Origin of the sequence: Streptomyces sp. Ncost-T10-10d, from assembly GCF_900091955.1 — a bacterium.
Classification (GTDB): Bacteria; Actinomycetota; Actinomycetes; order Streptomycetales; family Streptomycetaceae; genus Streptomyces.
In genome coordinates, this window is the sequence record NZ_FMDF01000145.1 from 213,442 (window position 1) to 229,618 (window position 16,177).

The 16,177-nt window shown below is 71.2% G+C and carries 15 protein-coding genes and 1 riboswitch; of the genes, 12 read left to right on the forward strand and 3 right to left on the reverse strand.

Annotated elements, in window-relative coordinates; genetic code table 11:
• Positions 1–48 precede the first annotated feature (48 nt).
• The 5 genes from GA0115254_RS26035 to GA0115254_RS26055 are packed head-to-tail and all read left to right on the forward strand — an operon-like array spanning position 49 to position 6,407.
• Positions 49–1,866 (forward strand): peptide ABC transporter substrate-binding protein, encoded by a 1,818-nt coding sequence (locus GA0115254_RS26035; RefSeq protein WP_093897705.1) that lies wholly within the window; start codon positions 49–51, stop codon positions 1,864–1,866.
• Between the two features lie 50 nt (positions 1,867–1,916).
• Positions 1,917–2,876: an ABC transporter permease gene (locus GA0115254_RS26040; protein ID WP_093897706.1), complete on the forward strand. Its 960-nt coding sequence runs from the start codon at positions 1,917–1,919 to the stop codon at positions 2,874–2,876.
• Positions 2,873–3,772: an ABC transporter permease gene (locus GA0115254_RS26045; RefSeq protein ID WP_093897707.1), complete on the forward strand. Its 900-nt coding sequence runs from the start codon at positions 2,873–2,875 to the stop codon at positions 3,770–3,772. The genes GA0115254_RS26040 and GA0115254_RS26045 overlap by 4 nt, the downstream gene beginning before the upstream one ends.
• Positions 3,769–5,475, forward strand: a complete 1,707-nt coding sequence (locus GA0115254_RS26050; protein ID WP_093897708.1) for a dipeptide ABC transporter ATP-binding protein — start codon at positions 3,769–3,771, stop codon at positions 5,473–5,475. The genes GA0115254_RS26045 and GA0115254_RS26050 overlap by 4 nt, the downstream gene beginning before the upstream one ends.
• Positions 5,472–6,407 carry an ROK family protein gene (locus GA0115254_RS26055; RefSeq protein WP_093897709.1) on the forward strand — a complete coding sequence of 312 codons (936 nt, stop codon included), beginning with the start codon at positions 5,472–5,474 and terminating at the stop codon, positions 6,405–6,407. Before GA0115254_RS26050 ends, GA0115254_RS26055 begins: the two co-directional genes overlap by 4 nt.
• A 24-nt stretch (positions 6,408–6,431) precedes the next feature.
• On the opposite strand, the gene GA0115254_RS43365 is transcribed toward GA0115254_RS26055, so the two are convergent.
• On the reverse strand, positions 6,432–6,587 hold the full coding sequence (locus tag GA0115254_RS43365; RefSeq protein ID WP_176740288.1) for a hypothetical protein: 156 nt from the start codon (positions 6,585–6,587) through the stop codon (positions 6,432–6,434).
• A 309-nt stretch (positions 6,588–6,896) separates the two neighbouring features.
• On the opposite strand from GA0115254_RS43365, the gene GA0115254_RS26065 reads away from it, so the two are divergent.
• Together GA0115254_RS26065 and GA0115254_RS26070 are read left to right on the forward strand one after the other, a co-directional pair.
• Positions 6,897–8,363, forward strand: coding sequence for an extracellular catalytic domain type 1 short-chain-length polyhydroxyalkanoate depolymerase (locus GA0115254_RS26065; protein ID WP_093897711.1), 1,467 nt, complete (start codon positions 6,897–6,899; stop codon positions 8,361–8,363).
• A gap of 172 nt (positions 8,364–8,535) precedes the next feature.
• Positions 8,536–8,988, forward strand: a complete 453-nt coding sequence (locus GA0115254_RS26070; protein ID WP_093897712.1) for a WapI family immunity protein — start codon at positions 8,536–8,538, stop codon at positions 8,986–8,988.
• A gap of 66 nt (positions 8,989–9,054) precedes the next feature.
• Here GA0115254_RS26070 and GA0115254_RS26075 read toward each other — a convergent pair whose 3' ends face one another.
• Both GA0115254_RS26075 and GA0115254_RS26080 read right to left on the reverse strand, forming a co-directional pair.
• Positions 9,055–9,288 (reverse strand): ferredoxin, encoded by a 234-nt coding sequence (locus GA0115254_RS26075; RefSeq protein WP_093897713.1) that lies wholly within the window; start codon positions 9,286–9,288, stop codon positions 9,055–9,057.
• Complete coding sequence (locus GA0115254_RS26080) at positions 9,288–10,748, reverse strand: aldehyde dehydrogenase (protein WP_093897714.1); 1,461 nt, start codon at positions 10,746–10,748, stop codon at positions 9,288–9,290. Before GA0115254_RS26080 ends, GA0115254_RS26075 begins: the two co-directional genes overlap by 1 nt.
• Positions 10,749–11,028: 280 nt before the next feature.
• Between GA0115254_RS26080 and GA0115254_RS26085 the strand changes: the two genes are divergently transcribed.
• The 5 genes from GA0115254_RS26085 to GA0115254_RS26105 form a co-directional block, all read left to right on the forward strand.
• On the forward strand, positions 11,029–12,069 hold the full coding sequence (locus GA0115254_RS26085; protein WP_093897715.1) for an MBL fold metallo-hydrolase: 1,041 nt from the start codon (positions 11,029–11,031) through the stop codon (positions 12,067–12,069).
• A 70-nt stretch (positions 12,070–12,139) separates the two neighbouring features.
• A riboswitch (cobalamin riboswitch) is annotated at positions 12,140–12,275 on the forward strand.
• Between the two features lie 107 nt (positions 12,276–12,382).
• The gene (locus GA0115254_RS26090) at positions 12,383–13,657 is read left to right on the forward strand and encodes a prenyltransferase/squalene oxidase repeat-containing protein (protein ID WP_093897716.1); all 1,275 of its coding nucleotides are present in this window, start codon (positions 12,383–12,385) and stop codon (positions 13,655–13,657) included.
• Positions 13,654–14,337, forward strand: coding sequence for an SCO2322 family protein (locus GA0115254_RS26095; RefSeq protein ID WP_093897717.1), 684 nt, complete (start codon positions 13,654–13,656; stop codon positions 14,335–14,337). Before GA0115254_RS26090 ends, GA0115254_RS26095 begins: the two co-directional genes overlap by 4 nt.
• Positions 14,334–15,488, forward strand: a complete 1,155-nt coding sequence (locus tag GA0115254_RS26100) for a cobalt ABC transporter permease (RefSeq protein WP_093897718.1) — start codon at positions 14,334–14,336, stop codon at positions 15,486–15,488. The genes GA0115254_RS26095 and GA0115254_RS26100 overlap by 4 nt, the downstream gene beginning before the upstream one ends.
• Positions 15,485–16,177 (forward strand): ABC transporter ATP-binding protein (locus GA0115254_RS26105; RefSeq protein WP_141720907.1); only part of this gene is annotated, 693 nt, incomplete at its 3' end. The genes GA0115254_RS26100 and GA0115254_RS26105, both read left to right, overlap by 4 nt.

The following is a 16,177-nucleotide window of genomic DNA, read 5'->3' on the forward strand; positions in this document are numbered from 1 at the left end:
CGCAGTGCCGGTCCCGGACATACGGGTCCTTTCACTCTGAGGAGAGTCATGTTCCTTGCTCACACGGCGAACAGCCGCCGCTGGGCCCTTGTCGCGGGCGCCGCTGTCACCGCGGGTGCTCTGCTGACCGGTTGTTCCGGGGGCGGTACCTCGTCGTCCGCCTCCGGCTCGTCGGACACCATCAACTACGCGCTGCCGGCCAACTTCACGCCGAACTGGATCCTCCCGGTCGGCACCGCCGCGCACCTGAACACCAACAACTCCTCCATATCCCAGTCCCTCTGGGAGCCGCTGATCGCGTACGACGGCTCCACCGGCAAGGTCGGCTGGAACAAGGACAACTCGCTCGCCACCGCCGCCGACTTCGCCAAGGACAGCAAGAGCGTCACGATCACGCTCGGCGACCGGCACTGGAGCGACGGCAAGCAGATCACCTCCCGCGACGTGGAGTTCTGGTTCAACCTGGTCAAGGCCAACAAGGCCGACTGGGCCAGCTACAGCCCGGGCAAGGCGCCGGACAACTGGACCTCGCTGAAGGTCGTCGACGACACGCACTTCACCATCACCTTCGATCAGGCGTACAACCAGCAGTGGATGCTCGCCAACGAGTTGAGCATGATCCGCCCGATGCCGCAGCACGTCTGGGACAAGACCAGCGACTCGGGCACGGTGTCGGACCTCGACCGCACCGCCGCGGACGCCAAGAAGGTCTGGGCGTACCTGAACGACGCCGCCAAGAAGATCTCCGGTTACGCCACCGACCCGCTCTGGAAGACGGTCAGCGGCCCGTACACCATCAAGTCGTTCTCCACGGCCGGCAAGGTCCAGCTGGTGGCCAACGCCAAGTACGACGGCGGCGGCAAGGCCAACATCAAGACCGTGAACCTGCTGCCGTTCACCACCACGGACGCCGAGGAGAACGCGCTCCGGGCAGGCACGGTCGACTACGGCTACATCAACGCGACCAACCTCAGCCAGGAGTCGTCCTTCGCCGCAAAGGGCTACACGGTGAAGCCGTGGTCCGGCTGGGCCATCACCTACATGCCCTACAACTTCAACAACCCCGCCATGGGCGCGGTGTTCAAGCAGCTCTACGCCCGCCAGGCGATCCAGATGTCTGTGGATCAGACCACCCTCTCCAAGGTCGTCTTCAACGGCACCGCGGTCTCCACCTACGGCCCGATCCCGCAGGGCCAGAGCTCGTCCTTCGTCTCGTCGGAGCAGAAGAACAACCCGTACCCGTTCTCCACCGCCAAGGCGAAGCAGCTGCTGACCGGCCACGGCTGGACCGAGCAGAACGGCACCATGGTGTGCACCGCGCCGGGCACCGGCGACAACCAGTGCGGCGCCGGCGTGGACAAGGGCACCAAGTTCCGGATGCAGGTGCTCTCGCAGTCCGGTTCGACCGTGACCGACAACATGATGAGCGCCCTGCAGTCGTCGTTCGCCAAGACCGGCATCGACTTCACCATCAAGACCGCCCCGGTCAACTCGGTCCTCTCGCAGGCCGGCCAGTGCAAGGCCGACCAGGCCGGCTGCAAGTGGCAGCTGTCGTTCTTCGGCACCGCGGGCAGCTGGTACTTCCCGGCCTACCCGAGCGGTGACTCGCTCTTCGCCACCGGCGGCGGCTCCAACTTCGGCAGCTACTCCAACCCCGCCGTGGACAAGCTGATCACCCAGACCACCACCTCCTCCTCCGACGAGGCGGTGCAGAAGTACAGCGCGGCCCTGGCCAAGGACCTCCCGGTCATCTGGCTGCCGGAGCCGGACTACCAGGTCTCCGTGGTCAAGAAGGGGCTGGGCGGCTTCGCCCAGGACTCGCTCGCCAACTTCCACCCCGCCATGTGGAAGTGGACGACCAAGTGAGCCCGGCCGGTGACCCCGCGTACCACTGAGCCGAAGCGACCGGAAAACACATGAGCACTTCCTCGTACCTGATCAGGCGGGTCCTCCAAGCCGTCGTGGTGATCGTCATCGTGACGATCGTGGTCTTCGGTCTGCTGCACGCCCTGCCCGGGGGTCCCGCTCGCGGGATCCTCGGTCCGCAGGCCACAGCGCAGCAGATCGCATCCTTCAACCACGAGCAGGGCCTCGACAAGCCCCTTCCCGTGCAGTACTTCTACTACCTGAACCAGCTGCTGCACGGCGACCTCGGAACCTCGTACACCCTCAATGAGCCGGTCTCCCAGCTCATCACCGAGCGGCTGGCCAAGACCCTGCTCCTCACCGCCCTGTCGGCGATCGTCGGCCTCGTGCTGGCCATCCCGCTGGGCATGTGGCAGGCCGTCCGGCGCAACAAGCCGGTCGACTACGTCATCACCACGCTGAGCTTCATCGCCTACTCCACGCCCGTGTACTTCCTCGGGCTGATCCTGGTGCTGGTGTTCAGCCAGGCGCTGCCGTGGTTCCCGTCCCAGGCCCCGCAGGGGGACACGCTCGCCCAGGTGTTCTCCGAACCGCAGGCGCTGGTGCTGCCGGTCGTCGCCGGTGCCGCCTCGATGATCGCGGTGTTCAGCCGCTACATGCGGGCGGCCACCCTGGAGAACCTCTCCGAGGACTACGTCAGGACGGCGCGGGCCGGCGGTTCCCGCTCCCGCGCCATCCTGTGGCGGCATGTGTTCCGCAACTCGCTGACGCCGGTGGTCGCCATGCTCGGCTACTACGTGCCGGTGCTGTTCGGCGGCGCCCTGGTGGTCGAGCAGCTCTTCAACTACCCCGGTATGGGGCTGCTCTTCTGGACCGCCGCGCAGTCCTCCGACTACCCGGTGCTGCTGGGCTGCGTACTGGTCATCGCGGCCGCCACGGTGGTCGGCACGCTGCTCGCCGACATCGTCCAGCGGATCATCGACCCCCGAGTGAAGGCAGGCCGGGCATGAGCGCCGCCATCCAGCCGGGCCAGGCGCCCGGCACGGCCACCGCCGCCGCCACGGCGTCCGGCACCCGGCTCGCCGTCCGGCGCTTCCTGCGCAACCGGCTCGCCGTGGTCGGGCTCGGCGTCGTGGTCCTCTTCTTCCTGCTCTGCTTCGTCGGTCCGCTGGTGTACTCCACCGACCAGACCCACACGATGCTCCAGCAGGTCAACCTCGCCCCCAGCGGCTCGCACTGGCTCGGCACCGACGCGGTCGGCCACGACGAGCTGGGCCGGCTGATGTACGGCGGCAAGGTGTCGCTGATCGTCGGTCTCGCCGCAGGCATCCTGGCCACCGTGATCGGCACCCTGTGGGGCGCCGTCGCCGGCTACGCGGGCGGCTGGGTCGACGCAGTGATGATGCGGATCGTGGATGCGGGGATCGCCATCCCGGCACTCTTCATCCTGCTGGTGGTCTCCGCCATCACGACCCCGGGCCTGACCGGACTGATCGTCCTCCTGGGCTTCGTCTCCTGGCTGGTGCCGTCCCGGCTGATCAGGGCCGAGACGCTCACCCTGAAGAACCGCGACTACGTCCTGACCCTGCGGGCCATCGGCGGGACGCACGCCCGGGCGATCACCCGGCACATCCTGCCGAACTCGGTCTCGACCATCATCGTCGCGGCCACCTTCCAGATCGCCGACGCCATCCTGCTGGTCGCCTATGTCTCCTACCTGGGCCTGGGTGTCCAGCCGCCGGCCACCGACTGGGGCGGCATGCTCTCGGCCGGTCTCACCGCCGCCTACTCCGGCTACTGGTGGCTCATCCTGCCGCCGGGCCTGGCCATCATCCTGGTGGTGTGGGCGTTCAACGCGATCGGGGACGGACTCCGCGACGCATTCGACGTGAGGGGACGCGGATGACCGCCACCCAGGGCTCCGCCGCCCCGCCGGCCGGGCCGATTCTCGAACTCGACGACCTCGGTGTCGTCTTCACCACCGAGACCGGCGAGGTACCGGCCGTCCAGGGTGTCTCCCTGCACGTCCGCCCCGGCGAGACGCTCGCCCTCGTCGGCGAGTCGGGTTCCGGCAAGTCCACCATCGCGCTGGCCGCGATGGGCCTGCTGGCCGGCAACGCCCGTGCCACCGGCAGCGCCACCGTCGCCGGCCACCAGGTGGTCGGTGCCCGTGAGGCCGACCTGGCGGCGCTGCGCGGCCGGACCGTCTCCATGGTGTTCCAGGAACCGGCCACCGCGCTCGACCCGCTGACCCGGATCGGCAGGCAGATCGCCGAGGTGATCCGCAACCACCGCAAGATCTCCGCCAAGGAGGCCGCCGCCGAAGCCGTCGAACTCCTCCGCAAGGTCGGCATCCCCGAGCCGGAGAGGCGGGCCACCGCCTACCCCTTCCAGCTCTCCGGCGGACAGCGCCAGCGGGTGGTCATCGCCATGGCCATCGCCAACGAACCGGCCCTGCTGATAGCCGACGAGCCGACCACCGCGCTGGACGTCACGGTGCAGGCCGAGATCCTCGACCTGCTGCGCCGGCTCGCCGTCGAGACCGGCACCGGCGTCCTGCTGGTCACCCACAACATGGGCGTGGTCGCGGACTTCGCCGACCGGGTCGCCGTGATGTACCACGGCGAGATCGTGGAGACCGGACCGGTCGAGGACGTACTGCTGCGCCCGTCCCACGACTACACCAAGCGGCTGCTGGCCGCGGTGCCCCGGCTGTCGGTCGCCGAGGCGGGCCGGCCGGCCGCGCCCGCCGCCGCCCGCCCGGACACCGACCCGGTGGTCGAACTCCGCGACATCTCCGTGGTGTTCGGCCGTGGCAAGGGTGCCGTGCGCGCCCTGGACGGGGTCTCGCTCGCCGTACACGCCGGGGAGACCCTGGGCCTGGTGGGCGAGTCGGGCTCCGGCAAGTCGACCGCGTCCCGGGTCGCACTCGGTCTGATCCCGCCGAGTTCCGGCACCGTCTCGCTGTTCGGCACGGACCTGGGCCGCACCCGGTCCCGGGCCCGCCGGGCGCTGCGGGCCGGTATCGGTGTGGTCCTCCAGGACCCGGTGGCCTCGCTGGACGCCCGGATGACGGTCGGCGAATGCGTCGCCGAGCCGCTCAGGGTGCACCGCCGCGAGCTCTCCGCCAAGGACCGCCAGAGCAAGGTCGCCGACGTTCTCGACCGGGTCCGGCTGCCGCGTGAACTCGCCCGGCGCGCCCCCCGGGAGCTGTCCGGCGGACAGCGCCAGCGGGTCAGCCTGGCCCGCGCGCTGGTCCTGGAGCCCCGGCTGCTGGTCGCCGACGAGCCCACCAGCGCGCTCGATGTGAGCGTGCAGGAGGCGGTGCTCGAAGTGATCTCCGAGCTCCAGCACGAGCTGGGCTTCGCCTGTCTCTTCGTCTCCCACGATCTGGCCGTCGTACAGCACTTCGCGCAGCGCGTCGTGGTGATGCGGGCCGGCCGGATCGAGGAGCAGGGCCCCACCGGGGCAACCCTGCTGCACCCGGAGACGGACTACACCCGCCGGCTGCTGGCCGCCGTGCCGGTGCCCGACCCGGTGATCCAGCGCGGCCGCAGAGCCGAACGCCTGGCCACCCTCGCGGCCGGCCGGACGGAGGCGCAGGTATGAGCTTCCGTGACCGTACGCTCTTCGCCGGAGTGGACATCGGCGGTACCACGACCCAGGTGGTGGTCTGCGCCGAGGACCTCACCGTGCTGGACCGCGCGGAGGTGGCGACCCCGGCGACCGACGGCGGCCGGGCCATGATCGACGCGGCCCTGGGCGCGCTGGCCCCGCTGCTGGAGCGCACCCCCGGCCGGCTCGCCGGTTGCGGGGTCGGCGCGGCCGGCGTGGTGGACTCCGCCACCGGCCACATCCTGGTGGCCAGCGACTCCTTCACCGGCTGGGCCGGCTTCGCGGTGACGGACGCCGTCGAGGAGGCGCTGGGTGTCCCGGCGTTCCTGGACAACGACGTCAACGCCTTCCTCTACGGGGAGGTGTCCGGCGGCGCCGTGCGCGGCGAGTCGGACGTCCTCGGGATGACCCTGGGCACCGGGGTCGGCGGCGCGCTGTGGACCGGCGGCGCGCTGTTCGCCGGGCCGCACGGCGCGGCCGGCGAGATCGGGCACATCCCCGGCTTCGGTGATCTGCTCTGCTCGTGCGGCGGTCGGGGCCATCTGGAGACCCTGGCCTCCGGCCGTTCCATCGGCGCCCGTTACGCGGACCGTACCGGCCGCCGACTGACCGCCCGCGAGGTCGCACAGGCAGCCGACCGCGGTGACCAGGACGCCCTCGCGGTGTACGAAGCCGCCGGTGCCGGGATCGCCCGGGCGATCGTGATGACAGCGGGCGTCGTGGACATCACCACGGTGGTGGTCGGCGGCGGGGTCAGCCGCGCCTGGCCCCTGCTGGAACCCCTCATCCTGGCATCGCTGGCAGCCGACCCGCCGGTCAGCGGGCACCCTGTCCGGCTGGTCAGAGCCGCCCTGGGAGCCGACGCCGTACCGGTCGGCGCCGCGGCACGGGTACGACAGGAACTCGCGACGGGGGTCGAGGTCTGAGGAGGCCGGTCGCGGGTCCCGCACCTACGCTCCGATGGCGGGCAGCCCCCGTGTACGGGCCTGCGGCATGGAGCGGGCGGAGCCGGTGACGCCCCGCACGATGCCGTAGCGCGCCTCGTTCAGGCAGGTGAGTGGGGCGCCGACGCGGCGCGCGAGCCGGAGCCGGACCGAGTCGGACAACCGGACGCGGTCCGGGAGAACACGCTCACCTCGCGGCAGGTCTTCGGGTCCGTGCCGATCGTGCGGTGGCCCGTACCTGTTTCCCTTCCGACAGACCTTCTCGGGTGCGGGCGTTGCCGGCCGGGAGTCCGCATCTTCGAGCGCACTCGGTGTCGACGCCCGCTCCCCGCCGGTGCTCGCGGCGCAAGGGCGGCGCCGCACACCGGCGGGGCCCGAGGGATGTCAGCCCGCGCCATGGGCCGGGGCGGCCCGGACTCGTAGGTTCCGGCAGCAGTCCGCATGCCCGCACGTTCCGAACAAGGAGGCCCCGTGCGCCCATCGATCCTGCGCCGCCTGCTCCGGCGCGTCGCGTCCACGGCCGCTCTCGCCCTCGTCGCGGCGACGCTGAGTACCGTGGGGGCCGCCCCGCCGGCCGCTGCCGCCGGAGGGCTGCAGCAGGTCACCGGCTTCGGCACGAACCCCGGCAATCTGCAGATGTACGAGTACGCGCCCGCAGGTCTGCCCGCGAACGCACCGCTGGTGATCGCCCTGCACGGCTGTACGCAGACGGCCAACGACTACTACACGAACTCGGGCTGGTCGAAGTACGCCGATCTGTGGGGTTTCGCCGTGGTCTTCCCGCAGACCACGTCCGCCAACAACTCGCTGTCCTGCTTCGGCTGGTTCGACCCGGCCGAGGACAGCAGGGGCAAGGGCGAGGCCGCCTCGATCGTGCAGATGGTGGAGCACGCGAAGCAGAGTCACGGCTCGGACGCCCGCCGGGTGTACGTCACCGGCCTCTCGGCGGGCGGCGGCATGACCGCCGACCTGCTGGCCGCGTACCCGGACGTGTTCGCGGGCGGCTCCGTGGCCTCGGGCCTGCCCGCCCAGTGCGCGACGAGCCAGGCGGCCGCGTCCGGCTGTCAGACGGGCCCGCAGAAGCTGACGCCCGCGCAGTGGGGCGACAAGGTACGCGGCTCCTACCCCGGCTACTCGGGCCCCTGGCCCCGCGTGGCGATCTGGCAGGGCACGTCCGACTACACGGTGTATCCCGCCAACGCCACGGCCCTGCGCGACCAGTGGACAAACGTCTGGGGCATCGGCCAGACCCCGTCGTCCACGGACACCCTCCCCGGCAACACGACACGCAGCATCTACAACGACGCCTCCGGCAAGCCCGCCGTGGAGACGTACTCCGTCTCCGGCATGGGCCACGGCCTGGCAGTGAGCCCCGGCTCGGGCACCGACCAGTGCGGCACGACGGCCGCGTACTTCCTGAACGCCGTCTGCTCGACGTACTACACGGGCGTCTTCTGGGGCCTGGACCAGGGCACACCCGGCGGCGGCCAACTCCCCGCCCCGTCCGGCCTGCAGGTCACAGCCGTCACGGCGAACAGCGTTTCACTGTCGTGGAACGCCGTCCCGGACGCCGCCTCGTACGCGGTCCACCGCAACGGCACGAAGGTCGCCTCCCCCACCGCCACGACGTACACGGACACGGGCCTCACAGCCGGTACCGCCTACCGGTACACGGTGGCAGCGATCGACGGATCGGGCACGCCCGGCACCACCTCGCCCCAGGTGACGGCGACCACGACCGGCTCCACAGCCGGGCAGTGCTTCACAGCGACCAACTACGCACAGGTGACCGCGGGAAGGGCGCACACCACGGGCGGCCATGTGTACGCCAACGGCTCGAACGAGAACATGGGCCTGTACAACGTCTTCGTCACGCACACCCTGAAGGAGTCACCGGCGGGATACTTCGTGATCGCGGACAGCGGGTGCGCGACGTAGGCGGACTGCAGCCGGTGAAGAGCCGGGGTATGTGCGGGGCAACTTCCCGGCCCGCAACGCTGCCGACCACGTACGAGGTGAAGCCCTGCCTGCGATACACGGCGCCTGACATTCGGCTTGTTCCGCATTCATTCACGTTGGTGTGCGCGACGGTGCGTGGCACCCTTGGGCGGTGCTGCTCACGGATCAGGAACATCGCATCGAATTGCGCCCGCTGCGCTACCGGTTCCCGGCGGTCATCGGCGACCGGTACGACGACAACTGGCTGGTCGTCGAAGGCGAGGTGACCACGCCCGAGGCCAGTTGGTCCTTCACCGACCCATGCCTGCTGACCGAAGAGGCACGCCAGATCTCGCCGTGGCTGCGGGCCGCGGGCGGACGGACGCTGACGGGCACACTGCCGGATCTCTCCTTCCTCGAACCCGTTCTGTCCTTCAGTCACGCCGCAGGGGGCGATGGCGCCGGGGCACTGCGAGTGCACCTCTGCTACGAAGCAGCGCCTGCATGGCGGGCGGGCGGCAAGAGCTCTGATGCGTGCGTGATCGAGATCAGGACCACCGCTGAAGGACTGCGGCGGGCGGCGGACGAATGGGACCGTTGCCTGGCCCCGTTCCCGCCCCGCTGACCGCGGGTCGTCATGCGGATCGACTTCTGACCGTCGCCCTCCCCACCCTCCCGTCTGCTCCTCCCGCTACTCCTCCGGCGGGAAGACGACCTCCCCCGATCCGGTCAGCGTGATCGTGATCGCCTCGACCGGGCATCCCTCGGCCGCGGCGAGGACCTTCTCATTGACGTCGGTCTCCGGGGCTGCCGGGTGGGACTGCCGGGCGGAATCCAGCGCGAATTCGCCCGGGGCATGGTTCACGCACATCCCGGAACCGATGCAGACCCCGCGGTCGACCTCCACGGTCCAGCGGTCCCCCATCACGCCCCCTCGTATCCGGCCGGCAGATGGATCATCTTGTGCTCGAAGTACTCGGCGTATCCCTCGGGGCCGAACTCCCGTCCCAGACCGGAGTTCTTGTAGCCACCGAACGGGCCGAGCATGTCGAGGCTGAAGGTGTTCACGCTGTACGTGCCCGTCCTGACCCGGCGGGCGATGTCGATGCCGCGTTCGGTGTCGGCGGTCCAGACGCTGCCGCTGAGCCCGTAGTCGGAGTCGTTGGCGATCCGTACGGCCTCGGCCTCGTCGCCGTACGGCAGGAGGCAGATGACGGGGCCGAAGATCTCCTCGCGGGCGATGCGCATGGAGTTGTCGACGTCTCCGAAGAGGGTCGGCTCGACGTACCAGCCCCGTTCCTGGGACGCCGGACGACCGCCGCCGGTAAGGATCTTGGCGCCCTCGTGCTGGCCGATCCGGATGTAGTCGAGCGAGCGCCGCTGCTGGCGCTGCGCGACGAGGGGGCCGAGTTCGGTGGCGGGGTCGAGCGGGTCGCCGACCTTCAGCGCACCCGCCGCGGCGGCGAACGCCTCGGCCATCTCGTCGTAGCGGGAGCGCGGAACGAGGATGCGGGTCTGGGCCACGCACGCCTGGCCGTTGATCATCCAGGCGAAGGGGACGATGCCCGCGACGGCCGTGTCCAGATCGGCGTCGGGGAGGATCACGGCGGCGGACTTCCCGCCCAGCTCCAGCGTGACCCGGGTGAGGTTGCGCGAGGCGACCTCCATCACCCGGCGCCCCGCGGCCACGGACCCGGTGAACGACACCTTGTCGACGCCCGGATGCCCGACCAGGTACTCGCTGACCTCGCGGTCGGCGGGAAGGATCGACAGCACCCCCTCCGGCAGCCCGGCCTCGGCGGCGATCTCGGCCAGGATGTAGGCGTCCAGCGGGGATTCGGGCGAGACCTTGAGCACGGCGGAGCAGCCGGCCAGCAGCGCGGGCGCGAGCTTGGCGGCGGCGGTGAACTGCGGAACGTTCCACGGCACCACGGCCGCGACCACCCCCACCGGCTCCCGGCGCACCAGCAGCGGCCCGAGCACCCCGTCCCGCCGCTCCTCGTACGGGAAGCTGCGGGCGACGGTGATCGCCGCGTCCCACACCATCATCGCGGCAAGCGCCTGCACCATGACGCCGGACGTGTACGGGGTGCCGTTCTCCGAGCTGATGACCCGGGCGATCTCCTCGTACCGTACGGCGAACGCGTCCTTGATCCGGGTGATCACCTCGATCCGCTCGTCGAGGGACGCCCGCGGCCAGGGTCCCTCGTCGAAGGCCCGCCGGGCGGCGGCGACCGCCCGGTCCACATCCGCCTCGCAGGCGTGCGGGACCCGGCCGATGACCTGTTCGGTGTGCGGGGAGATGACCTCGATGACATCCCGGCCCAGCGGATCGACCAACTCCCCGCCGATGAACAGTTTTCCGTGTTCGACAAGCTCGGTCATGGCTGCTGCCTCCCGCGACCCGGCGCGTTACCCGACTCATTGTCTGACTCTGTGTCAGAACTGATACCAGTTCCAGTTCCAGGAGTCCACGGCTGCGACAGCGCCCACCCGGGCCGCCGACCGATCGGCCCGGGCCGCCGCACAGCCGAGAAGCACCTCCGAGCGAATAGATGGTCGACCGGGGCTACTACTGGAACAAGTTCTCGTTACAGTGGGCGCGGCGCACCGCACAGTCGTACGTCGGTACGCCGACCAGGCCGCGGAGAGAGATGGGGAGCCCATGACGCAGGTGACCGACCACGGCGGCGGCGTGCACAGCATCAAGGTCCCCATCCCGGACAATCCGCTCGGTCACACCCTTGTGCATGTCCTCGACACCGATCGCGGGCCGGTCCTGATCGACACGGGCTGGGACGATCCGGAGGCGTGGGACACGCTCAACGCCGGACTCGCCGCCGCAGGTGTGGATGTCGGCGACATCCACGGTGTGGTCATCACCCACCATCACCCCGATCACCACGGCCTCTCCGGGCAGGTGCGCGAGGCGTCCGGGGCCTGGATCGCCATGCATGCGGCGGACACCGCGATCGTGCGGCGGACCCGTGAGTCCCGGCCGGGTACCTGGCTGACGTATCTCTCGGCGAAGCTCACCGCGGTCGGTGCGCCCGAGGAGCACCTGGCGCCGTTGCGGGCGGCCGCGGCCAAGGGGGGCCGGATGCGCACGCTGCCCGGACTGCGGGCCGCACTTCCGGACCGGGAGATCGTTCCCGGTGAACTCCTCGGTCTGGCCGGCCGCAAACTGCGGGCCATCTGGACGCCGGGGCACACACCCGGCCATGTCTGCCTGCATCTGGAGGAGGAGCATCCGAGGAATCTGCCGGGCCGCGGCCGGCTCTTCTCCGGGGATCATCTGCTGCCGGGGATCAGCCCGCACATCGGGCTGTACGAGGACCCGGACCACGCGACCGTGACCGACCCTCTCGGGGACTACCTCGACTCACTGGAGCGCATCGGCAGGCTCGGGGTCGCCGAAGTACTGCCCGCCCATCAGTACGCGTTCGCGGATGCCGCAGGGCGCGTACAGGAACTCCTGGACCATCACGAGGAGCGGCTGACCGGGCTGCTCAAGCTGCTGGCGACCCCGCTGACGCCGTGGCAGCTGGCCGAGCGGATGGAGTGGAACCGGCCCTGGGAGCAGATCCCGCACGGATCACGGAACATCGCCGTCTCGGAGGCCGAGGCCCATCTGCGGCGGCTGGTGAAGCTGGGGCGCGCGGAGGCGGTGGCGGGGAGCGGGCCGGTGACGTACATCGCGGTGTGACGGGGACTCCCGCGCCGGTGGGCGGGAGGACGGGGGCGGCGCTCCTCCCGGCTCGGAGACCGTCCGAACCCGCCCGGTAGAGTGTGCGAGTCGTCATCATGCCCGTTCAGGGGGAAGCCGGTGCAAATCCGGCACTGACCACGCAGCCGTGAACCGTCGTGGGAGACGGTGAGTCGGAATGCCCTGTCCGCGGTCGTGACCGGCTCGCACCACCGGAACCCCGGTGGTCGGCACCGTCGAGGTATACGGAGCCGGAGCCTGGTGCGTGAGCGTGCCTGTGCCCGGTTCCCCCGCAGGAGAGGCCCCGCCCGCCATGACCGTACGCCGCAGCGCAGCAACGCTCGCCGCCACCGCCACCATGCTCTGTGCGGCCGCTGCCCCGGTCGCGGTCGCAGCGCCGTCCCCGTCGCCCTCGCCGTCCGTCGCACTGCCTTCCGGGCTGTACGGCACGAAGGACCCCACGTACGACGGTGTCTGGCGGCAGTCGCTGGCCTTCCTCGCCCAGCGGGTCGAGGGCGTCACGCCCGCCACGAAGTCGGTGGACTGGCTGATCGCCCAGCAGTGCGGCAACGGCGCCTACGCCTCGTACCGGCCCGATGTCTCCCAGCCGTGCACCGAGAAGACCGTGCTGGACACCAATGCCACCGCGGCCGCCGTCCAGGCGCTCGTCGAGGTGGGCGGGCACCGGGACATCGTGAACAACTCGGTGCGCTGGCTGAAGTCCGTACAGAACAAGGACGGCGGCTGGGGCTACACCGCGGGCGGGGCCAGCGACGCGAACTCCACCTCGCTGGTGATCGGCGCCCTTGCCCGGCAGGGCCAGCGGATCGCGGACATCACGACCCCGGGCGGCAAGACCCCCTACGACGCACTGCTGGGGCTCGCGATCCCGTGCGGCGGCAAGGACGGCGGCGCCTTCGCCTACCAGCCCGACAAGGCCGGGAAGCTCGCCGCCAACGCGGACGCCACCGCGGCCGCCGTGCTCGGCACGATGGGCAAGGCCCTGGCCGTCGGGAACAACGCCGCGGTCAAGGCGCCCAGCTGCCACCCGGGGTCCGGTCTCACGCCCGAGCAGGCCGCCCAGAACGGCGCCCACTTCCTCGCGGACACTCTCGCGACCAGCGGTCATCTCGACCTGGCGCCGATGCCCGGCGCCACCGACTCCACCCCGCAGCCCGACTTCGGCAACACCGCGGACGCGGTCGTCGCGCTGTCGGCCGCGGGCCACCAGGACAAGGCGGCCAAGGCCGTGGCCTGGCTGAAGAAGAACTCCGGGACCTGGGCCGAGCAGAACGGTCCCGCCGCCTACGCGCAGCTCGCCCTCGCCGCCCACGCGACCGGCGACGACGCCCGCGACTTCGGCGGCGTCGACCTGATCGACAAGCTGAACGCGACCGGTCCCACCCCCGCGGCCGTCACGACGCCCGACCCGTCCGCCGACACCGGGTACGTGGCCACGGAGAAGGACCAGGTCCACAGCGGGGACGACGTGATCGGCGGCGTGTGGTGGTACGTCGGCATCGGCCTCGTCGTCGGTGCGGGCGCCGGCTTCCTGATCAGCGGCCGCCGGAAGAACCAGCAGCTGTGAGGCGGGCGGGAAGGGCCGCCGCTCTCCTGGTGGTCCTGGGCGCCGTCCTGGCCGCGCTCGGCGCGGGGACGGCTCAGGCGGCCGGGTACCGGTACTGGTCGTTCTGGGAGGGCTCCGGCACCGACTGGACGTATGCCACCCAGGGCCCGTCCCTGGTCCGGCCTGACGACGGCGCGGTCCAGGGCTTCCGGTTCTCGGTGAGCGAGGACTCCCAGGATTCGGCGAAGCCGCGCCGCTCCCCCGGCTTCGCGAAGATCTGCGCGGACACCCCGGCCGAGGACGGCACCAAGCGGGTCGCGCTGGTCATCGACCCGGGCACGACGGCGGACGCCCCGGCCGGCGAGACTCCGCCCGCGCTGCGCACCGCGTGCGCACGGGTCGCCCCGGACGCGAGCACCGCGGAGGCGCTCGTCTCGGTGGCCAAACCGCTGCGCTACAACAGCGACGCCCTGCTCTGTGCCATATCCGGCTATCCGGCCTCGGGCTGCGGCGAACAGCTCTCGGACAACGGTCACGCGGCGCCTGCCGCGTCCGCATCCCCGTCCGCGGCCGATTCCGCTGCCGACGGGGACTCCGGCGGCTCCGGCGGCGGACCGTCCGCCGGGGTGCTGGTCGGGGTCGGCGCCGTTCTTCTTCTCGGCATCGCCGCAGTCGTGCAGGCCCGCCGCCGCCGCGGATGACCGCCTCGACCACCGGCCCGGTCCGGCTGCGCCGCCCGCTGCGCGCCCCCGGGGCGACCCGGAGCAACGCCTTGCCCGCCGGGGCCTGGTGGCTGTGGGCGCTCGGCCTCGCCACCGCCGCGTCCCGGACCACCAATCCACTGCTGCTCGGCCTGCTGGTGGGGGTGGCGGGCTATGTGGTCGCGGCACGCCGTACGGATGCGCCGTGGGCCCGTTCGTACGGGGCATTCATCAGGATCGGGCTGTTCGTCATCGGTGTGCGGCTGGTCTTCTCCGTCTTTCTCGGCTCGCCGATCCCCGGTACGCATCCGGTGTTCACACTCCCCGAGGTGCCGCTGCCCGACTGGGCGAAGGGCGTCAGGATCGGTGGCCGGGTCACCGCCGAACAGCTGGTCTTCGCGCTGTACGACGGGGCGAAGCTGGCCACCCTGCTGATCTGCGTCGGTGCGGCGAACTCGCTCGCCAACCCGGCCCGACTGCTGAAGTCGCTGCCGGGTGCGCTGTACGAGGCGGGGGTCGCCGTCGTCGTCGCGATGACGTTCGCGCCGAACATGGTCGCCGATGTGGCCCGGCTTCGCACCGCACGGCGACTGCGGGGCCGTCCGACCGGCGGCATCAAGGCGGTCCTGCAGATCGGGCTGCCGGTCCTGGAGGGCGCGTTGGAGCGGTCGGTCGCGGTGGCGGCCTCGATGGACGCGCGCGGATACGGGCGCACCGCACAGGTCCCGCCCGCCGTCCGGCACACCACGAACGTCCTCACGCTCGGCGGGCTGCTCGGGGTGTGCGCGGGTACGTACGGTCTGCTGGCCGCGCAGGGTGCGGTGTACGGCCTGCCGCTGCTGATCGCCGGGCTCGTCGCCGCGATGGCCGGACTGCGACTCGGTGGGGCCCGCTCGGTCCGTACCCGCTACCGGCCCGACCGGTGGGGCGCGCGGGCCTGGCTGGTGGCGGGTTCGGGGGTCGCGGTGGCCGTGGCGATGATCTGGGCGGGCGGTGTCGATGGGGAGGCGCTGCGCCCCGGGGTCGTACCGCTGGTCGCACCGGTGCTTCCGTTGTGGCCCGCGGCGGCGGTGCTGATCGGGCTGCTCCCCGCGGTGGTGGCACCCGTGCCGCCCCCGGTGGGCACCCCGAACTCCAAGGAGAGCCAGTGATCCGGTTCGAGCACGTCTCGGTGCAGTACGAGGGGACGGAGCGCCCCACCCTCTGTGGGGTCGATCTGACCATTCCCGAGGGCGAGTTGGTGCTGCTCGTCGGTCCGTCCGGGGTGGGCAAGTCGACGCTGCTGGGCGCCGTGTCCGGTCTCGTACCGCACTTCACCGGCGGCACACTGAGCGGCCGGGTCACGGTCGACGGCCGTGACACGCGTACGCACAAACCACGCGAACTCGCCGATCTCGTCGGCACGGTGGGCCAGGACCCGCTCTCCCACTTCGTCACCGACACGGTCGAGGACGAGCTGGCGTACGGGATGGAGTCGCTGGGACTCGCCCCCGATGTGATGCGGCGGCGGGTCGAGGAGACCCTCGATCTGCTGGGCCTGGCCGGGCTGCGCGACCGGCCGATCGCCACGCTCTCCGGCGGGCAGCAGCAGCGGGTCGCGATCGGCTCGGTCCTCACCCCGCACCCGAAGGTCCTGGTCCTCGACGAGCCGACGTCCGCGCTGGACCCGGCGGCGGCCGAGGAGGTCCTCGCCGTGCTGCAACGGCTGGTGCACGACCTGGGTACGACGGTCCTGATGGCGGAGCACCGGCTGGAGCGGGTGGTGCAGTACGCGGACCAGGTCGTCCTGCTGCCGTCGCCGGGCGCCGCACCGGTCATGGGCGCGCCCGCGGACATCATG